12 protein-coding genes are annotated in these 19,941 nt (G+C 61.3%); 11 read left to right on the top strand and 1 reads right to left on the bottom strand.

Going from position 1 to position 19,941, the window contains the following annotated elements; genetic code table 11:
• Nucleotides 1-20: 20 nt before the first annotated feature.
• The 11 genes from G1C97_RS07905 to ilvC (G1C97_RS07855) all read left to right on the top strand — a co-directional run bounded on the left by G1C97_RS07905 (nucleotide 21) and on the right by ilvC (G1C97_RS07855) (nucleotide 17,030).
• Nucleotides 21-881 (top strand): YwqG family protein, encoded by an 861-nt coding sequence (locus G1C97_RS07905; RefSeq protein ID WP_169241293.1) that lies wholly within the window; start codon nucleotides 21-23, stop codon nucleotides 879-881.
• A 180-nt stretch (nucleotides 882-1,061) separates the two neighbouring features.
• On the top strand, nucleotides 1,062-2,348 hold the full coding sequence (locus tag G1C97_RS07900; protein ID WP_100497075.1) for an adenylosuccinate synthase: 1,287 nt from the start codon (nucleotides 1,062-1,064) through the stop codon (nucleotides 2,346-2,348).
• Between the two features lie 72 nt (nucleotides 2,349-2,420).
• Nucleotides 2,421-3,317 carry a fluoride efflux transporter FluC gene (locus G1C97_RS07895; RefSeq protein ID WP_169241292.1) on the top strand — a complete coding sequence of 299 codons (897 nt, stop codon included), beginning with the start codon at nucleotides 2,421-2,423 and terminating at the stop codon, nucleotides 3,315-3,317.
• 1 nt (nucleotide 3,318) lies between these two features.
• Nucleotides 3,319-3,690: a fluoride efflux transporter FluC gene (locus G1C97_RS07890; protein ID WP_169241291.1), complete on the top strand. Its 372-nt coding sequence runs from the start codon at nucleotides 3,319-3,321 to the stop codon at nucleotides 3,688-3,690.
• Nucleotides 3,691-3,922: 232 nt separating this feature from the next.
• On the top strand, nucleotides 3,923-5,563 hold the full coding sequence (locus G1C97_RS07885; RefSeq protein WP_169241290.1) for an MFS transporter: 1,641 nt from the start codon (nucleotides 3,923-3,925) through the stop codon (nucleotides 5,561-5,563).
• Nucleotides 5,564-6,301: 738 nt separating this feature from the next.
• Nucleotides 6,302-7,381, top strand: coding sequence for a LacI family DNA-binding transcriptional regulator (locus G1C97_RS07880; RefSeq protein ID WP_169241289.1), 1,080 nt, complete (start codon nucleotides 6,302-6,304; stop codon nucleotides 7,379-7,381).
• Nucleotides 7,382-7,579: 198 nt separating this feature from the next.
• Entirely contained in the window at nucleotides 7,580-9,103 is a 1,524-nt protein-coding gene (gene gtfA, locus G1C97_RS07875; RefSeq protein ID WP_169241288.1) for a sucrose phosphorylase, read from the top strand.
• A 173-nt stretch (nucleotides 9,104-9,276) separates the two neighbouring features.
• Nucleotides 9,277-10,626: an MFS transporter gene (locus G1C97_RS07870; RefSeq protein WP_169241287.1), complete on the top strand. Its 1,350-nt coding sequence runs from the start codon at nucleotides 9,277-9,279 to the stop codon at nucleotides 10,624-10,626.
• 1,179 nt (nucleotides 10,627-11,805) lie between these two features.
• Nucleotides 11,806-13,194, top strand: coding sequence for an MFS transporter (locus tag G1C97_RS07865; protein WP_169241286.1), 1,389 nt, complete (start codon nucleotides 11,806-11,808; stop codon nucleotides 13,192-13,194).
• A 343-nt stretch (nucleotides 13,195-13,537) separates the two neighbouring features.
• A complete protein-coding gene (gene ilvC / locus G1C97_RS07860; protein ID WP_100497084.1) occupies nucleotides 13,538-14,590 on the top strand; it encodes a ketol-acid reductoisomerase in 1,053 nt (350 codons plus the stop codon).
• A gap of 1,297 nt (nucleotides 14,591-15,887) precedes the next feature.
• Nucleotides 15,888-17,030 carry a ketol-acid reductoisomerase gene (gene ilvC / locus G1C97_RS07855; RefSeq protein WP_277348174.1) on the top strand — a complete coding sequence of 381 codons (1,143 nt, stop codon included), beginning with the start codon at nucleotides 15,888-15,890 and terminating at the stop codon, nucleotides 17,028-17,030.
• 902 nt (nucleotides 17,031-17,932) lie between these two features.
• Here ilvC (G1C97_RS07855) and G1C97_RS07850 read toward each other — a convergent pair.
• Nucleotides 17,933-19,819, bottom strand: coding sequence for a glycoside hydrolase family 13 protein (locus tag G1C97_RS07850; protein WP_169241284.1), 1,887 nt, complete (start codon nucleotides 19,817-19,819; stop codon nucleotides 17,933-17,935).
• Between the last annotated feature and the right edge of the window lie 122 nt (nucleotides 19,820-19,941).

Here is a 19,941-nt window from a genome sequence, read left to right as displayed (position 1 = left end):
GGAAAGGAATTGGTGGGATTATGGTACTGGAGAATCCGGAGAACGACGATCCTGGCCTGCTGGTGCAGGAGATTGTGCGGCGCATCGTGCGCGACACGAGCAAGATGGCCGTCTCATTCACGCCTGAACTTGACGTGCGCCCTGATTTGCTAGGGAATTTCGTCGGAGGCCAATCGTATTGGTCGCCCCAAGGCGTGCCGGTCACGTCCGCGTCCGGCGATCCGCTCTACCCGTTGATGCAGATTCGCTGTACAGATCCTAATATTCCGGGATACCCCACACAGGGGCTGCTGCAGTTCCTCATCGGCACGGATATTATGTACGGCTGCGATCTATCCGCCGATTACGATAGCGAAGTCGACAACGATAACCGGTGTGTGCGCTATATTCCTGAGGCCCCATCCGTACTTGACAACTCCGAGATCGTGCGGCTCCCGCATATCGGCACTGATTCGGATCCTGATCTGCACACGCCGTTCTGTTCGAATTTCCATGGTTGCGCGTTGCGGCCGGAGCTTATCGAGGATCCCGTGTCTCATGAATGCGACGAGTTCGAACCGGCGTACGAAAGCGTCATCGCGGAGTTTGACCCTGCTGTGATTTCGGCGGCCGAAAGTGCGTTGGGTGATCTTGAGCAGGAGGTGATGGACCAACTCAACGTAGTGTCTCCCGGATCATGGTTCCAGATGGGTGGACATCCGGTGTTCACCCAGTCCGACATCCGCGAGGATTACGACGATGAACTCGTGCTGCTGAAGATGGATAGCTACGACGATGTGCTGATGTGGGGTGATTCCGGTTGCGCGAACTTCCTCATTCGCCGTGAGGACCTTGCGCGGCTCGATTTCTCCCATGTGCTGTACGCGTGGGATTGCCTCTGAGCTTTAGTTCTTTGGCACGAGGGCAGGTCTGCGTGAGATCGCCCCTGCCGCGAGTAGAGGCCGTAAGGTAACCTAGTCCCCGGCGGAAAACGTGCGTGGAGCCGTGCAAACAAGTACAAAGCACGTGCAAAAACACGTACGAGACAACGTACAACAGTGTGCAAATCGGGGAGGGCCAGCATGCCTGGAATTGTTCTTATTGGTGCTCAGTGGGGCGACGAAGGTAAAGGCAAGGCAACCGATCTGATCGGCACCAAGGTCGATTACGTGGCCCGCTTCAACGGCGGCAACAACGCTGGCCATAGCGTGGTGGTCGGCAACGAATCGTACGCCCTGCACCTGCTGCCTTCCGGCATCATCAACCCGCACCTGACCCCGGTGATCGGCAACGGCGTGGTGGTCGATCCCGAAGTGCTGTTCCAGGAGATCGACGGCCTTGAGGCCCGCGGCATCGACTGCTCCCATCTGCTCGTTTCCGAAGCGGCGCACATCATCGCGCCCTATCATCGTACGCTTGACAAGGTGACCGAGCGCTTCCTCGGCAAGCATAAGATCGGCACCACCGGCCGCGGCATCGGCCCGGCTTACGCGGACAAGATCAACCGCGTCGGCATCCGCGTACACGACCTGTTCAACGCCAAGCACCTGCATGACAAGGTCGAAGCCAGCCTCCACCAGAAGAACCAGATGCTGGTCAAGCTCTACAACCGTCGCCCGATCGACGTGGACCAGACCACCGATGAGCTCCTGAAGCTCGGCGAACGCCTGAAGCCGTACGTGGCCAACACCGGTCTGATCCTCAACAAGGCGCTTGACGAGGGCAAGACCGTGCTATTCGAAGGCGCCCAGGCCACCATGCTCGACGTGGACCACGGCACCTACCCGTTCGTCACCTCTTCCAACCCGACCGCCGGCGGCGCTTGCACCGGCACCGGCGTGGGCCCCACCAAGATCAACCGCGTGATCGGCGTCTCCAAGGCGTACGTGACTCGCGTGGGCGAGGGCCCGTTCCCCACCGAGCTGTTTGACGAGTCCGGCGAATGGCTGCGCGCCCAGGGTCATGAGTTCGGCGTGACCACCGGCCGCCCGCGTCGTTGCGGCTGGTTCGACGCCGTGGTGAACCGTTACGCCTCCCAGGTCAACGGCCTGACCGACATCGTTCTCACCAAGCTCGACGTGCTTACGGGACTTAAGGAAATCCCGATCTGCGTGGCCTACGATGTGGACGGCGAACGTCACGACGATATGCCGACCGATCAGGCCGCCTTCGCCGCCGCCAAGCCGATTTACGAGACCATGCCCGGCTGGGATGAGGATATTTCGCAGGTCCATGATTTCGATGATCTGCCGGCCACCTGCCAGGCGTACGTCAAGCGTTTGGAGGAGCTCAGCAACTGCCGTATCTCCGCCATCGGCACCGGCCCGCAGCGCGACCACATCATCTCCGTGCACTCCCTGATTGACTGAACCGTCGACCGAATCGTCGACCGAACCGTACGTAACGTGTAACGACTGAGTTCCTCAGTGAAACCGCAGCTTATGTCTGATTCCGTGAACAACACCAGTGCCGAGCCGCAGCCCAGCACGCAGGAGATTTCCGTCGCCCAGGTTCGGGCCCAATCCATGCCCGAACCGCAGGGCGCGGCCGCCGCGGCCAAACCGCCGCAGATTCCGCTCGCGCCCATCAAACGCGTTCAGGCCCGATTCAATCCGTTGGCCGACGGCATGCTGTATCTGGTGGTGTTCCTCGGCGGCACGCTGGGCACCGCCATGCGTTACGGCTTGAGCTTCATCCTGCCCGCCACCGCCGGGGCCGAGGGGTTCTGGCACGCCTTCCACGTGCCCACCTTCACGGCGAATATGGCGGCCTGCTTCATTTTCGCGTGCCTGACGTCCTACCTGTCGCAGGCGGTATGGATTCGCAAGCGCGTGCGCGAGCTCACCTCACGTGGCATCGGCATGGGTATGTGCGGCGGCTTTTCCACGCTGTCCGCGTTGGCGATCGAGGAACTCACCACGTTGCAGGGCAGTGTGGTCGCCGGTGCTGTGTGCTATATGCTGGTGAGCTTCCTGCTGGGCCTGATTGTGGCGTATGTCGGTGCGCGGCTTGGTTTGGCGCTGGCCGCCGACAAAACCGCGAAAGTCGCGATTGCCGCGGTCCGTCAGCAGCAGACGGGCAATTGGCGTCACGTGACGGCGGGGGAGACGGTGGTCGTGCCTACCGCTCAGGGTAACGGTAGCGTCGCGTCACCCGCGTCATCGCCCGTGTCGCCGTCCGATATGCCCGGCGTACCCAACGCGGCTTCCATCACCTCTGACGGCACCGATTCCGCACCTGCCGCCACCGCCCCTATCAACCCGCCCTCCTACGAACCTGCGCCAATCACCGACGAGATTCCGCTGGTAGGCGACCCGACCACTGGGGAGGCGCACTGAGATGTCGTTTCTGCTCATCAGCATGTGCGGCGGCCTGGGTGCCGTGGCCCGATTCGTGCTGAACACATCCATCCAGCGCTGGTGGAATCGCATGTTCCCGCTCTCCACGTTCATCATCAACGTGATCGCCACATTCTGCGCCGGCGTGGCGGCGGCCGCATACGCGCATCAGGTGGTGCCGCAGTCCACGTACCTGCTGTTCGTCACCGGATTCCTCGGCGGCTTCTCGACCTTCTCCACCGCGATTAACGAAATGGTTTCGCTGGCGCGCAACCGTCATTTCGCCATGGCTGCGTACTACTTGGTGGCCACTATCGTGGTGCCGATTATTTGCGTTACGTTGGGATGGATTGTCGGCTCGCTGGGTCGCTGAGCAGGGTCGCTGAGCGGGTGCCGGACGGGGATCGGATAAAAAGCCCGCACAAAAGTCCCGGACGGGTGTCGCACGGACGTGTCGTGCGAAAACATCGCAGGAACGTGCCGTACGAAACCCCTCACGAACGTGTCGTGCGAAAACATCGCACGAAGCGCTGAAGCAAAGCCCGCCAACGGATAGTCTCGCCATGTGCTGACAATGGACTCACGAGAAGCATAAGGAGGGCATCATGTTGGAACCGTATGTGCGCCCGGGTATTGACGATCGCCCGGACCTCGATAAAGCGCTCAGCCCGGAGGACAAGGAGGCCGTGGCGCGACTGGCCATGAAACCGAGCCGCCGCCCGCCGGAAGCGTCTTCCGATCAGCCTGAAGCGCAGGCCATGCGTCTGGCCGCATCCGCCACGTCCGCAGCCGCCGCAGCGGTGTCCAGCGTGGACACCCCGGCACCTGATATGTCGTCCGCGTACCTTGACATGCGCGACCCGATGGTGTCCGCCAGCGGCGAGAAGCCGTCCGCGGCCCGCGTCTCCCGCCTCAACTGGGGCTTCTTCATCGCCTCCATCTTGGTGGGGGCTCCATGGGTGGCGCTGAACACCGTGGCGATGCCCAACGTGGTGGCGCGACTCGGCGGCTACAACACGGCCGTCCGCGGTGAGATTCCCATCAACCCCGCCACCGGCCGCGCACTGCCTGTGGCTACGGAACTGGCGATGCCGTTGGCCGTGCTGGTGATTGTGGGCGTGGTGGCTTCCGTGTTCGCCCTGCCGCTGATTTCCGGTGCTTCCGACCACACCCGTACGCAGTTCGGCCGTCGTACCCCGTGGATGGTGGTCGGCGGTGTGCTGAGCGCGCTGCTGACGTTGCTGCTTGGACAGGACATCAATATTGTCGGCTTGTGCGTGCTCTGGGCGGCGATGCAATTCGCCTACGCCATGCTTTCCGTGCCGCTGGCCAGCGCCATCAGCGAACGTGTGCCGGACAAGTTCCGCCCGCGCATCGAACGCTGGCATGGCATCGGCGTGATGCTCGGCCAGGCGGCTGGCGTGTGCTTGGGTGCCATCGGCGTGATGTTCAGCTCGTTCACCCCGTTCGTTCTGACCGCGGTGCTGTTCGCGCTTTCCGGCATCCTGACCGCGCTGATCCTGCCCAAGGAGCCGTCCAGCGAAGCCCTGCCGCGCGCGCCGTTCAACGCGTCCACCGTAGTCGCCCAGCTGCGCCCGCCAGCCGACGCCCCCGCGTTCGCCCGCGTGTTCGCCGCCCGCACCGCAATGATGACCGGTGTGGGATTGACCGGCGTCTTCCTGTGGTACGTGGTGCGCTACTGGGTGTACGGCAAGGCGGTGCTGTTCACCTCCGCGCCGCTGACCATTCCGGCCGGCTCCCTCATCATGGCCATGGCTATAGCGACGTTGATCGGCACGGCTTTGGCCTCTTGGCTTGCCGCTCCGATCTCCGAAGGTATCGAGGAGCGCGGGATCGCGACCGCCGCCGTAGTCGCCGGCTCGTGCCTGCTGTACGCCGTGGGACTGGCGCTCGCTTGGGGCCTTGGCGTCTGGTCCACCGGTACCGCACGTGAAAATGGTCTGATCGCCTTCGCGCTGATCTCCGGTTTCGCGTTCGGCATTTACGATGCGCTCGGCCTTGAGCTGGTGATGGATGCCCTGCCCGACCCGCGCAATGCCGGACACGACCTTGGCGTCTTCGCGCTCGCCAACTCGGCTGGACTGGCGCTTGCGGCCATCATCGGCGCGCTGCTGGTCAACGCGTTCGCGTCTAGCTACGGGTACTATCTGCTGTTCCCCGCAGCTATCGTCGCGGTACTGATTGCCGGCGCGGTGACGCTCGTCGGCTCTCGTGCGAACGACTGATTGTGGGCGACTGGTCGCCGATTGCGGTTGCGATTGCATGCTCCCGGCGTCGGAATCGTGTGTCGTGTTCGCTTGTTGTCTCAGTACCTTAGTCAATCGTTTGACGTAGCTGCCGGGACAGTTTACGCTGTCCCGGTTCGGCATTTCGCCTCTTATTGCAGAACCGAGACAGTTCAATCCTTCTGCAGACGGGTCCCGATGCGGAACGCATACCTGAAAACGTTGGAATTGCAGGCTTTCCGGTTAAGGCTTATATGCGCTTTCCTCATGATGCTTGTCTCGGTCTGGTAAAAGGAGCCGAATCGGGCTACCGGGACAGCCGAATCTGTCCCGGTTCGCGAATATAACGTTTTACCCGGCAACCGTGCCAGTACGTGATGCGGGGGCAGAGCGTCCTTTACCGCACACGTCCTTCGCCGTATATGCTCTGCACGGTCCATGACAGCATATGGCCGAATGCCGCAAGCCTTGCGCCTGCAGGTGTTTTCGCGAGAGCTTTGGCACCACGCTTTGCCGCACTGGAATCCGGAGCGAGTGTTTGTTGACAATGTACGCGAGATTGTCGAACGACGATTGTACGGCGTTCGTCGTGTGATCAAACCGGTTCGAGTACACTGGGCGTAGTTGACGTTGGCCGTACCGGCGTATGCGCGTATGGCCCAATGATGTGCACGGCATACGTCCGGGAATCGGCAGGCTGACGGCGATTACGGGCGATTGGACTCGTAAGGAGGAATCATGGTTGGCATGCGTGACGTGGCTCGCAAGGCAGGGGTTTCAGTGAGCACCGTTTCGTTGGTGGTAAACAACGCCGGATACGTTTCGACGGACATGCGTGCCAAGGTCGAAGCCGCCATGCGCGAGCTCGACTACATCCCCAACGAGTTGGCCCGCAACCTTTACCGCGATCGGACCGATACCGTCGGCGTGATCGTGCCAACCATCGCCCACCCGTTCTTCGCATCCCTCACTTCGGCCCTGCAGCACGAGTTCGCCGAGCGTGGACTGAAAACGCTGCTGTGCTCCACCGTGGACGCCGACAAGGGTGAGGCGGAATACGTCGATATGCTGCAACGTCATATGATGGACGGCATTGTCATGGCCGCGCACACCGCTCACCCGGCCGATTACTGGACGTCGATCGGGCGACCCATCGTGGCGTTCGACCGATATCTCGGCCCGGGCATCCCCTCGGTGGATTCGGACCATGAGCAGGGCGGTCGGCTGATCGCCCGTCAGCTCATCGATTCGGGCGCGCGTCATGTGGTGCTGATCGGCGGCCCGCGCGCGCAGTTCCACGATCTGGCGGCTCATGTTGACGATGCGGCCGCAGACGGGAACACCACCTTCCCCACGGTGCGCTATTACCTCACGTTGGAGCATGAACTCGATGCCGCGGGCGTGCGCCACGATTATGTGGAGGCCGGCGAGGTGTCCGAATTCGCCGGATACGCCGCCGCCGCGCGCGAATTGTTCGACCGGTTCGACGATGTGGATGCTGTGGTCAGCTCTGATACGGGTGCCGCGTTGTGCGTGCAGGAGGCGATACGCCGCGGGCTCAGCATTCCGCACGATCTGCAGATTATCGCCTATGACGGCACGTATGTGGCGGATGCCGCAGGACTTCGCCTCAGCGTGATTCGGCAGGATTTCGCGGCGTTGGCTTCCGTGCTGGCCTCGCGTCTGAGCGACTGCATCGCCGCGGGAGCGGGGGAAGGTGCCGCCGGCGACGCTGCGGGCAATGCCGCAGCGCAGTCCGGTGGCTTTGGCGAGACCGTCGTCCCCGTGACTTTCGTGCCGGGAGAAACCACGCGCTGACCCAGCTTTTCATATAGCTTTCATCTCTTTTGCCCCGGCGTGTCGAACCGGTTCGAGATTTGACGCACTCGAACCGGTTCGATATAGTATGTATCAGGCTTGGCAAGGACAATGTGCCGTCCTGAACGAGCCGCCGAAACCCTCCATATGAGGAATGCGTTCGCCAGCTGCGAGCGTCACGAGGATAAAGGAGATTCGATGAAGAACAAGGTCCAGCTCATCACCTATGCCGATCGCCTGGGCGACGGAAACCTGAAATCGCTGACCGATATTTTGCGCACCCGTTTCCGGGGCGTGTATGAAGGCGTGCATATCCTGCCGTTCTTCACGCCGTTCGACGGTGCCGACGCCGGCTTCGACCCGGTGGACCACACCACGGTCGACCCGCGCCTCGGCTCATGGGATGACATCACCGAACTGGCCAACACCCACGACATCATGGTGGACACCATCGTCAACCACATGAGCTGGGAATCCGAGCAGTTCCAGGACGTGATGAAGCGCGGCGAAGACAGCCCGTACTACAACATGTTCCTCACCATGAGCACCATCTTCCCGGATGGCGCCACTGAAGAAGACCTCGCCGGAATCTACCGTCCGCGCCCGGGTCTGCCGTTCACCCACTACACTTGGGCCGGCAAAACCCGTCTGGTGTGGACCACCTTCACCCCGCAGCAGGTGGACATCGACACCGACTCCGCCGAAGGCTGGGCCTATCTGACCGGCATTCTCGACCGACTGGCCGCCAGCCACGTCAAGTCCATCCGCCTCGACGCGGTGGGCTACGGTGCCAAGGAAGCCAACTCCAGCTGCTTCATGACCCCGAAGACCTTCACGCTGATCGAGCGCATCAAGGAAGAGGGTGCCAAGCGCGGCCTCGAAACCCTGATCGAGGTGCACAGCTACTACAAGAAGCAGGTCGAAATCGCCCACAAGGTCGATCGCGTCTACGACTTCGCCCTGCCGCCGCTGCTGCTGCACTCGGTGTTCACCGGCCGCACCGACGCGCTCGCCCACTGGGTCGAAGTGCGCCCGAACAACGCCGTCACCGTGCTTGATACGCACGACGGCATCGGCGTAATCGACATCGGCTCCGACCAGCTCGACCGTTCCCTCAAGGGCCTCGTGCCCGACGAGGACGTGGACAATCTGGTCAACACCATCCACGCCAACACCAACGGCGAGTCTCAGGCCGCCACCGGTGCCGCCGCGAGCAATCTTGACCTGTATCAGGTCAACTCCACGTACTACTCGGCGCTCGGCTGCAACGATCAGCACTACATCGCCACCCGCGCCGTGCAGTTCTTCCTGCCGGGCGTACCGCAGGTCTACTACGTCGGCGCGCTCGCCGGCGCGAACGATATGGACCTGCTGCATCGCACGAACGTGGGCCGCGACATCAATCGTCACTACTACTCGACTGCGGAAGTCGACGAGAACCTCGCTCGCCCGGTGGTCAAGGCGCTGAACGCACTGGCCAAGTTCCGCAACGAACTGCCGGCGTTCGACGGCGAGTTCACCTACCAGACTGATGGCGACCGTTCGCTGACCCTCACCTGGACCGCGGCCGATGGCTCATCCGACACGACGCTCGTATTCGAACCGGCTCAAGGCCTCGGGGTGGATAATGGAAATGCCATTGTCACCCTCACCTGGCGCGACGCCGCCGGTGAACACGAGACCCGCGATCTCATCGCCGAGCCGCCGGTCGTGTCCGCCTGAGCGGCTGGACGCCCTCGATTTCCCTGACCTTCCTTGGCCCGTCTTTCGTGAGACGGACCAAGGAATCGCCTGACATAATCCCGGGCCTTACGTACTTGACCTACGTACGTGACTCACATACTTGACTGAACAACGAAGTTATCAATAACAAGAAAAAGAAAAGGGAATCAATTATGGAACAGAATAGTGCGGCTGCAACCGCTGCTATACCGGTCCGGGACCCGTCGGTGTCCGCCGATGGGCACCGGCCGACCAAAACCGAGGTCATCCGCCTCGGCATCGGCTTCACCGTCTCCGCGGTGGCCTGCGCCATCCCGTGGGTCGCGCTGAGCTCGCTGATCCTGCCGTACGTGTTTGAAAGCATCGATGCGGGCACCAAGGAAACGATGCTGGGCCTGGTCAACATCTTCGGCTCCATCGTGGCTTTGCTGGCCAACATCATCTTCGGCACGCTCTCCGATCTGACCCGTTCGCGCTTCGGCAAGCGTACGCCGTGGATCATCGTCGGCGGCCTGATCACCGGTCTGTCGATCGGTGCCATCGCGTTCACCCGCTCGCAGGTGCTCATCATCGTGCTGTGGTGCTGCGCCCAGCTCGGCTACAACGTGATGCTCGCCCCGTACGTGGCCACCATGTCCGACCGTGTGCCGGACAACGTCCGTGGTACGATCTCCGGCTTCTACGGCGCCGGCATCGCCACCGGTCAGACTCTCGGCTCGTTCGTTGGCGCCCAGCTGCTCAAGCAGGGTGATTCCGGTGTGTTCGCCGGCTGGATGATGGGTTTGGTCATCTTCGGCCTGTGCGGCATCTTCGTTGTACTCGTCTGGCCGCGTGAGAAGGGCAACAAGGATGAGGCTCGCGAGGAGATCACCGCCAAGTCCGTGGTCATGCGCTTCCGTCCGCCGAAGAACGCCCCCGACTTCTACTATGCGCTCGCCGGCCGCACGATGATGATGGGCGGCTACTGGATGATCAACACCTACCAGCTGTATATCGCCCAGGATTACGTTTTCGCCGGAGACCCGAACGCCAAGATCAAGGCTGCATCCGTCATCGCCACGATGGCCGTGATCACGCTGGTCGTCTCCCTGATCGCCGCTGTGTGCGCCGGTCCGATCACCGATAAGCTCGGCATGCGCAAGCTTCCGGTGGCGCTCGCCAGCTGCCTGTTCGCCGTCGGCGCGTTGATGCCGCTGCTGTTCCGCTCCGAGATGGGCATGTACCTGTTCGCCGGTATCGCCGGCCTCGGCTACGGCACATACAACGCCATCGATCAGGCGCTGAACGTCTCCGTGCTGCCGAACCCGGAGGAGGCCGGCAAGGATCTGGGCATCCTGAACCTCGCCAACACGCTGTCCACCGTGATCGGTTCCGCGATGACCTCGTTGATCGTGGTGATCGTCAAGTCCGTGCTGGGCGTGACCAAGACTCCGCCGGCCGCATACTCCGTGGTGTTCATCGTGGCCATCGCGATCGTGCTGGTCGCCGCTTGGCTCATCATGCGCATCAAGCATGTGAAGTGATTGCGGTGTGGGGGTCGGTGGTGCGAGATGCGGCTGTGCTCGTGCTGTACTGAGTCCCTATTCAATCTCTCCAAAGCTCCATCGGTCCAATGCGACCGGTGGGGCTTTTCTCTTTTTCTGTTGGTGCGGCGTGGTTTGGTCGGGGCGGGCGGGTTGGAGTTGGGGTGGGGGGAGCCGGTAGCCGAGATGGGGCGTGCCAGCTGTTCTCGCCGGGGCGGGGTGCATCGGCCACCTTCGTGCTGGGGCTCGGCGATGTTGCTGGGCTATTCCTTGGCAGACTGTCCTCGCGCCGGGTATTTGGCGATGTTGCTGGGATGGGATCTGGCATGCTGGCGTCGCTGAGGAGTGTGCTGGCGTCGGCGTGGTGCCATGTGCTGGCGGGATGCCTTCGTAATCGGGTTTGGGCGGAGTCGTTTGGCCGGTTCTTGGCATGTTGCCACCGCTGAGGCGGGGCGGGCGGCGTCAATGCGCGCCCTTTTGGCAGGATGCCTTCGCTGAGGAGGAGGTTCATGGCTGATGTGCTGATTTTGGCTTGTGACATGTCGAGAAGAGGTGTTCTTGCGGTGGGGTGGTGCCGTGTACTGGCACGCTGCCTTCGGTCGGGCGCTCAGCGATGTTGCTGGGCTGGGATCTGGCATGCTGCCGCCGCTGAGAAGTTTGCTAGCGTTGGCGCGGTGCCATGCGTTGGCACGCTGCCATCGCAAATAATATGCGGCATCCGTTTGTCAAGACCCTACGTCCACATAATGAACCCCTGCTGGATTGCGCGCCCAGCCGAACCTATCTTTGCATTCCAGTTCGGGTCGAACGGACCCGAGGAACACCGAAAGGAGGCCACGCGATGACTGGATTCAATGCTTCTGCGTTTGTATCCGCACGAATTATTAGCCCGTCTTCGCTGGCGGACTAATTCGGCATGATGCTTGAAGCCCCGTCAACGAAGGCAGGGCCCATCAAGCTGACACAATCGGTAAGGCCCTGCACGATGCGGGGCTTTTTTGTTGCGCTCACAAGGCTTATGGCAAACCCCGCAACCCGCAAGAGGAAAACCGCGGACGGATAGCAAACAGCAACAAGTAAGACAACAACAGTGATGCAGTGTGAAACGCATCGTGAAACACTGCGGAACATCGCTCTCGCAAGTTGGGTAATGCGAGGCGAGAACCTACAGGAGCAATAATGACTGCAGCTCTCGAAGAGACTGGTCTGGAACAGGCTGCCGGCGCGGCAAGCGCAGCAGCCGGCAAGGCCGCCGCATTGGTACGCGATTCGGTCAAAACCGTTATCGCAGCATCGATGGTCGGCACCGCCATCGAATTCTATGATTTCTACGCCTACGGTACCGCAGCGGCAAACTACTTCCCGCACATCTTCTTCTCCGACAAGGCCAACCCGACCGTGGCCCTGCTGATGAGTTTGCTGACGTTCGCCATCGCATTCATCGCTCGCCCGCTCGGCTCGCTGGTCTTCGGCCACTTCGGTGATCGCATGGGCCGCAAGACCACGCTGGTCGTAAGCCTCATGACCATGGGCGTCGGCACCTTCCTGATCGGCTGCCTGCCCACCTATGATCAGGCCGGCGTGTTCGCAGTCGCCATTCTGTGCCTGCTGCGTTTCGTGCAGGGCATCGGACTGGGCGGCGAATGGTCCGGCGCGGCTCTGGTGGCCACCGAGAACGCGCCTGAAGACAAGCGCGCGCTCTACGGCTCCTTCCCTGAGCTTGGCGCACCGATCGGATTCTTCCTGTCCAACGGCACCTACTTCGTGCTCGAATCCTTCAACGATCAGGATGCGATGCTGTCCTGGGGCTGGCGCGTGCCGTTCCTGCTTTCCGCAGTGCTCGTGATCATCGGCCTTGTAGTCCGCGTTCACATGGAGGAGACTCCGATCTTCCGCATGGCTCAGGCGCAGAAGAAGGTCGTCAAGTCCCCGCTGACCGAGGTCTTCCGCAAGTCTTGGCGTCAGGTGCTGCAGGCCACTTTCCTTGTGGCTGTGACCTACACGCTGTTCTACACGCTCGCCACCTGGTCCCTTGCATGGGGCACCAAGGACACCGCGAACGGCGGTGGCGATCTGGGCTTCACCAATCAGGAATACCTGCTCATGCTGATGATCTCCATCTGCGTGTTCGCCCTGTTCATCGTGCTTTCCTGCCTGTATGCGGATAAGCTGGGCCGCCGCCGTGTGCTCACCTTCTCCTCCTGCGCACTCGTGGTCTTCGCCCTGCTCTTCCCGTTCCTCTTGGACGGTCAGCTCGTGGGCCAGAAGAACTTCGTCGCCAACATGGCCTTCCTGTGCATCGGCTTTGCGCTGATGGGCATCGCCTTCGGCCCGATCGGCGCGTTCCTGCCCGAACTGTTCGACGCCAACGTGCGCTACTCCGGTTCCGGCATCGGCTACAATCTGGCCGCCATCGTCGGTGCGGCATTCGTGCCGACCATCGCCACCTGGCTGTCCCACAACTGGGGCGTGCACTCCGTGGGCCTCTACCTCGGTGTAATGGCCGTGTGCTGCTTGGTCTCCGTGCTGACCTGCAAGGAAACTAAGGACGTTGATTTCACCAAGTGAAATCAACGGCTGGTTTTCGACTTCGCGATTGCTTGTAGGTTGCAATCGCTCACTGAGCCTACGAAAGCCCACAGGGCTTTCGCTTCACGGCTCAGCACGGACGTTGACTTCACCAAGTGAAATCCGCGAAATCCGTCCATATTTATAACTGAAAATCGATGGTTCACAACGTGAAAAAATACAGGTTCACAACGTGAACCCCTTGGAGATTTTCCGGGTGCAGGCGGACTAAACCTGCATCTCGGAAAAGCCCACAAGGAAAACCAAGAAGTTTTCTGCACCAGCAGAATGCAGTAATCAATACTCATCCCATAAATAAACAAGAAATAAAGGAGCGCCAAAAATGGCAGCAACTATCTGGTACGAGAAGGACGCCGATCTGTCCGTGTTCGATGGCAAGAAGGTCGCCATCCTGGGCTACGGCTCTCAGGGTCACGCTCATGCGCTGAACCTGCGTGATTCCGGCGTTGACGTGGTTGTCGGCCTGCGTCCGACCTCCAAGTCCGTCGAGTTCGCCAAGGAGCAGGGCCTGGAAGTCAAGTCCGTCGGCGAGGCCGTTGCCGAGGCTGACGTCGTGATGATCCTGCTGCCTGATCAGTACCAGGCCAAGGTCTACAAGGAGGACGTTGAGCCGAACCTGAAGCCGGGCGCTGCTCTGGCCTTCGCTCACGGTTTCAACATTCACTACGGTTACATCAAGCCTTCCGAGGATCACCCGGTGTTCATGGTCGCCCCGAAGGGCCCGGGCCACATCGTTCGTCGTGAGTACGCTGCCGGCCGTGGCGTGCCGGTCGTGGTGGCTGTTGAGCAGGATCCGGACGGCAAGACCTGGCCGCTGTGCCTGGCTTACGCCAAGGCCCTCGGTGCTCTGCGCGCCGGTGCCATCAAGACCACCTTCACCGAGGAGACCGAGACCGATCTGTTCGGCGAACAGGACGTGCTGATGGGTGGTATCAACCACCTGTGCGACATGGGCTTCGATGTGCTGACCGAGGCTGGCTACCAGCCGGAGATCGCTTACTTCGAGGTGTTCCACGAGCTGAAGATGCTGGTCGACCTCGCAAACGAGGGTGGTCTGAACAAGGCTCGTTGGTCCTGCTCCGACACCGCTCAGTACGGCGACTACACCTCCACGGTCATCACCGAGGAGACCAAGAAGCGCATGCAGTACCAGCTCAAGCGCATTCAGGATGGCTCCTTCGCCAAGGAGTTCATGGATGATCAGGCCGCCGGCGCTCCGAAGTTCAAGAAGCTGCAGGAAGAGTACTCTCACCCGCACCTTGAGACCGTTGGCCCGAAGCTGCGCGCCATGTTCTCCTGGAACAACGGCCCGGCCAAGGATCAGGATGAGGCTGAGTCCTTCAACGGCAAGATCGCTCGTACTCAGGTTCAGTGATTGAGACGGCAGCAGCCGCTGAGTGCCTAAAGAAACAGGTCGCCATCTCGCGCACAATCTCGTGCAACGGATGGCGGCCTTTTTATGTGGCGCGGGTGCGCGGGTGGACATGTGGAGGCGTGAGCGGGACATATGCATATATGGACGAGCTGTGCTGAGGCGCAAGGTGCAGCATGGCTGTAATAACGAAATGCCGTGGCGACTGCGTCCCGCCCGTGCTGTGTAGGTGAGTCTTATACTCTTCTGGTTCCTGCTTGAACGCGCTGCGCAGAGACACTCCCTGCCCTTCTTATGCCGCTTGAGCGCTGCGCCAAGATGCTCCCTATATCTTCTTGCGTTCATGTCGCGCGAATACATCTCTGATTCTGTTTTTTAGGGTTGTGCGCCCTTTTGCTTTTGCCACAAGATTTCGTTTTCTGTGATTCTGCGGTTTCGTACCAATGCGTTGTGCCACGTGAGTGTATTTGCGGCGTTTCCGTCACTTCGTACCACGCGTATTGGCGTAATTGCGTTATCACATACGGCTCTTCTCTAGGGTGGCGTGGTACGACATCGCATATTTGGGCATTTTCCAGCTTCGTACCGCGAAACGAATTGCAAGGTGGGAAGCGAGTAACGTGCGCCCGCTCACGAAGCGCGAATCGAAGCGCGAATGGAATCGTGGGGTGACCCACGAAGCGTTCTGCGAGGCGAAGCGGGACATACCGCGAGGTGAATCGCGGACGAATCGCGAAGCAGGAAGCGAGCAACGCATGTCTGTCCACGAAGCGCGAAACGAATTGCAAGGTGGGAAGCGAATAACGTGCGCCCGCTCACGAATCGCGAAACGAAGCGCGAATGGAATCGCGAAACGTCTTGCGAAGCGAAGCGAAGCATACCGCAGGGTGAATCGCGAAGCGTGCCATGAAACGAAACTTGGGTATTGGACCCGACGTAAACCGGTTTCACGGTTTCTGCGTCGTGGTGTTAATCCGGCCAGGGTTGCCTGTTCCGTGAGCAGGAATAAGTCTTCGAGGGGCGATGCACGATGGCTAAGCGCGACCACGAAAGTGAGAACCGGGCGCGCCACCAAGTCCCTTCCGCGCGCCACCAAGTCCCCCTCGCGCACCTACAGCTCGTCCGCATCGTAAGAAAATGTCCATATGCGACCAAAAGTCAATTCGTGAACTGGCTCACGTTGTGGACGGAGGGCAAGCGCCTACGTCGTTCTCGGTAGGATGGACACCAGTTTGCGGGACACAATCCCGCCACGCTTGAGCCCGCTCGGGATATCCCGAGCGCCACCCAAACGCGCACCATGCATACAAATGCATACGCGCAACCACCACAACACCGTGTGCCGGCTGCCCCATTTCGCCGGCACGCCAGTAGTACAAGGAGTGCTTACATGGCTGCACAGATCTGGTACGACAATGATGCCGATCTTTCCGTCCTCGATGGCAAGAAGGTTGCCATCATCGGTTATGGTTCTCAGGGTCACGCTCATGCGCTGAACCTGCGTGATTCCGGCGTTGACGTGGTTGTCGGCCTACGTCCGACCTCCAAGTCCGTCGAGTTCGCCAAGGAGCAGGGCCTGGAAGTTAAGTCCGTGCCGGAAGCCGCTGCCGAGGCTGACGGCATCATGATTCTGGCTCCCGACCAGTACCAGCGCACCATCTGGGCCAACGACATCGAGCCCAACATCAAGCCGGGCGCTGCCGTCGCTTTCGCCCACGGCTTCAACATTCACTACGGCTACATCAAGCCCACCGAGGATCACCCGGTGTTCATGGTCGCCCCGAAGGGCCCGGGCCACATCGTTCGTCGTGAGTACGCTGCCGGCCGTGGCGTGCCGGTCGTGGTGGCTGTTGAGCAGGATCCGCGCGGCGACGGCTGGGCTCTGACCCTGGCCTACGCCAAGGCCCTCGGTGCTCTGCGCGCCGGTGCCATCAAGACCACCTTCAAGGAGGAGACCGAGACCGATCTGTTCGGCGAGCAGAACGTGCTCATGGGTGGCGTGAACAAGCTTGTTGAGATGGGCTTCGAGGTCCTCACCGACGCCGGCTACCAGCCGGAGATCGCCTACTTCGAGGTCTGCCACGAGCTCAAGATGCTCGTCGACCTGATGAACGAGGGTGGTCTGAACAAGGCTCGTTGGTCCTGCTCCGACACCGCCCAGTACGGCGACTACACCAACACCGTCATCAACGAGGACTGCCGCAAGCGCATGGAGTACCACCTCAAGCGCATTCAGGACGGTTCTTTCGCCAAGGAGTTCATCGACGATCAGGATGCCGGCGCTCCGCACTTCAAGGAGCTGCAGGAGAAGTACTCCAACGAGCGCATCGAGACCGTCGGCCCGAAGCTGCGCGCCATGTTCTCCTGGAACAAGGACGGCGTCAAGGATGCCGACGAGGCCAACTCCTTCACCGGCAAGATCGCTCGCGCCCAGGTGCAGTGATCAGTGATTGCTGCACAGCGATTGCGCTGCTAGGCGTGGCTTGAGCGAGACAATAGTCCCGCGAAAATAGCGTAGGACTTCGCTAACAGCAAGTATCCAATTGCGCATGCCGCGCACCACACACTAAGACGGCCGTCGTTCCGATTCGTTCGGAGCGGCGGCCGTCTTGTTTTGTTGTGCCGCGTGGTACGTTTGCGTGTTTTGGTTGATTTGGTGGTGTTGTGACAGGATTCCTTGCCACAACAGTGTGCAGGGTGATTATTTGCTTTGGTGTGGCAATGGTTTGGGCTATTTTGCGTTGGGGGCGCATGAAGGGCTGTGGTACGTCCTCATGTTTCGTGTGGATTTGCGTCGTTGTGCCGTCGTGGGTGGGGAGAGCCGCGACGGAGGGGAGCAATGGGTGTCGTAGGGCGGCGGCTGTCTTGTTTTGTTGTGCCGCGTGGTACGTTTGCGTGTTTTGGTTGATTTGGTGGTGTTGTGACAGGATTCCTTGTCACAACAACGCGCAGGGCGATTATTTGCGTTGTTGTGACAATGGTTTGGGCCATTTTGCGTTGGGGTCGCGTAAAGGGCTGTGGTACGTCCTCATGTTTCATGTGGATTTGTGTTGTTGTACCACTGTAGATGGGTAGGTGGGTGAGAGCCGCCTCCGTGAAGAAGAGAAGAAATGGGTGTCGTAGGGCGGCGGCCGCGATGGTCGTACGACACCCATGACTGTTGCACATAGCTGCACGCATGAACGGTACACGTAACCATCACGCGATGGATGCGGGTGACCCGTAAGTTGTAATGTATGCGGTGCAACTTACGAGCCGCTTGCGAGTGTGCAGCAGACGCAAGCGCTGCGCACTCGCCTAGTCGGCTCCCCGTCGAGACGGTCGCAAACCCCAGTCAGCGTCCGTCTACCGGATCACCCACGCGGACGTGTCGGTGGGCAACTGGCCTTTGGCGGTCAGTGGGCCGGACGTCAGCACGACCTCGCCTTCCGGCAAAGCAACCGGCGTGGCACCGAAGTTCGTCACAGCCGTGAACGTACGACCGTTCGTCGCCGCGCGGGTGTACGCAACCACGTTAGCGCCCAAATCGATCAGAGCGGCTGACGTGTCGCGTGTGGCGGTCAGCGACTCCTGGCGGATCGCCAGCGCCGCGTGGTACAGCGCGAGCATCGAATCCGGGTCGGCTTCCTCCACGTCCACGGCGAAGTCCTTGAACCACAACGGCTGCGGCAGGTGCGGGTCGGCTGCGGACGTCTCTCCACGCACGTCAGCCGCACCAGCCGCACCGGCCGCGCCCGCCGCGCCGCCGCGCACGTCAGCCGCGCCGGCCGCACCAACCCGCACGGCCGGCGAGAATCCAAACGAAGCACCCGTGCCGAACTGCCCGGCGGCGCACAGCGGCACGTGATTCTCACCGGTGCCGTCGTCGGCCGGAATCGGCAGACTGAAGTCGGCCAAAGACGGCTCGTCGGCGGCGACCCACGGCAGCGGCACGCGGCAACCGTCGCGTCCCTTGTCCATCGTGGCCTGATTGGTGTGGAATGCGGTCGGATCCTCCAAACGGTCCCACGGAATATCCGCCACCTCGAACAGACCCAGCTCCTCGCCTTGGTAAATGTAGGCGGCACCGGGCAGGCCCAGCTCCATCAGCGCGGCCGCGCGGGCGCGACGAGTGCCGAGCTCGCGATCCTCCGGGTAGCTGGCGCCGTTGCGCAGCAGCCAGTCGTGCGGCAGCTGGTGGTACGGCGCGCCCTTGACCTGTGGCAGACCATAGCGCGAGGGGCTGCGCGGCACGTCGTGATTGTTCATCACCCACGTGGTGGTGGAGCCGCCGGTCTCCTCGGCCGCCTTGAGTCCGCCGGCGATCGCCTCGCGGAACTCGTCGGCGAACCAGCTGGCCTTGGCGAAGTCGAAGTTGAAGGACTGACCCAGCTCGTCGGGCGAAGCGTACAGGTGCTGATGTTCGGGCACCACCCAGGCCTCGGCCACGGCGAAACGCGGCGGATTGTACTCGTTGAACACTTCGCGCCACTCGCGGTAGATGTCGTGCACTTCGCGACGGTCGAACAGCGGGTGGGAGAAGTCGTGGCAGAGCACGCCGACCACACTGTACTCGCGTCCCAGCTCTTCCAGCGGCTTGGATTCCAGATCTTTGGCCAGACCGTGCGCCACGTCGATGCGGAAGCCGTCCGCACCGTGGTCGGACCAAAAGCGCAGCGTCTTCTTGAACTCTTCGTGGATGTCCGGATTCTTCCAGTTGACGTCCGGCTGGGCTTTGTCGAACAGGTGCAGATACCACTGGCCGTCCGCCACGCGAGCCCAGGCCGGGCCTCCGAAGAAGGACTGCCAGTCGTTCGGCGGCAGTTCGCCGTGCTCGCCGCGGCCGTCGCGGAAGATGTAGCGGTCGCGCTCGGGGGAGCCGGGGGCGGCGGCGAGGGCTGCCTGGAAGAATACGTGCTTGTCGGAGGTGTGGTTCGGTACGATATCGACGATCACTTTGATGCCGGCTTCGTGCGCGGCTTTGGCCATGGTGTCGAAGTCGTCCATGGTGCCGAGTCGCGGGTCTACGTTGCGGTAGTCGATCACGTCGTAGCCGCCGTCCGCAAGGTCGGATGGGTAGAAGGGGGAGAGCCAGATGGCGTCGATGCCGAGGCGCTTCAGGTAGTCGATTTTTTCGGTGACGCCGGCGATGTCGCCGAGGCCGTCGCCGTTGACGTCCTTAAAGGAACGTGGGTAGATCTGGTAGACGACGGCTTGCTTCCACCAGTCGTCGTTCAGGTTGTTGGCGGTCATGTTGGTCCTTTCCGATGGTTGCGTTGGTTGGGTCGCGCGTCTGTCTGCCTGTGATCGTCGTCTCGTATGCTGATGGGTCGGTTGGGCTGACCTCATCAATGACAACGATACCATCAGTATCG

The sequence above is a fragment of the Bifidobacterium olomucense genome (assembly GCF_012932375.1).
GTDB classification, from domain to species: domain Bacteria; phylum Actinomycetota; class Actinomycetes; order Actinomycetales; family Bifidobacteriaceae; genus Bifidobacterium; species Bifidobacterium olomucense.
The sequence above is the reverse complement of the archived record's forward strand: the minus strand, read 5'-3'. Positions and strand labels throughout refer to the sequence as shown.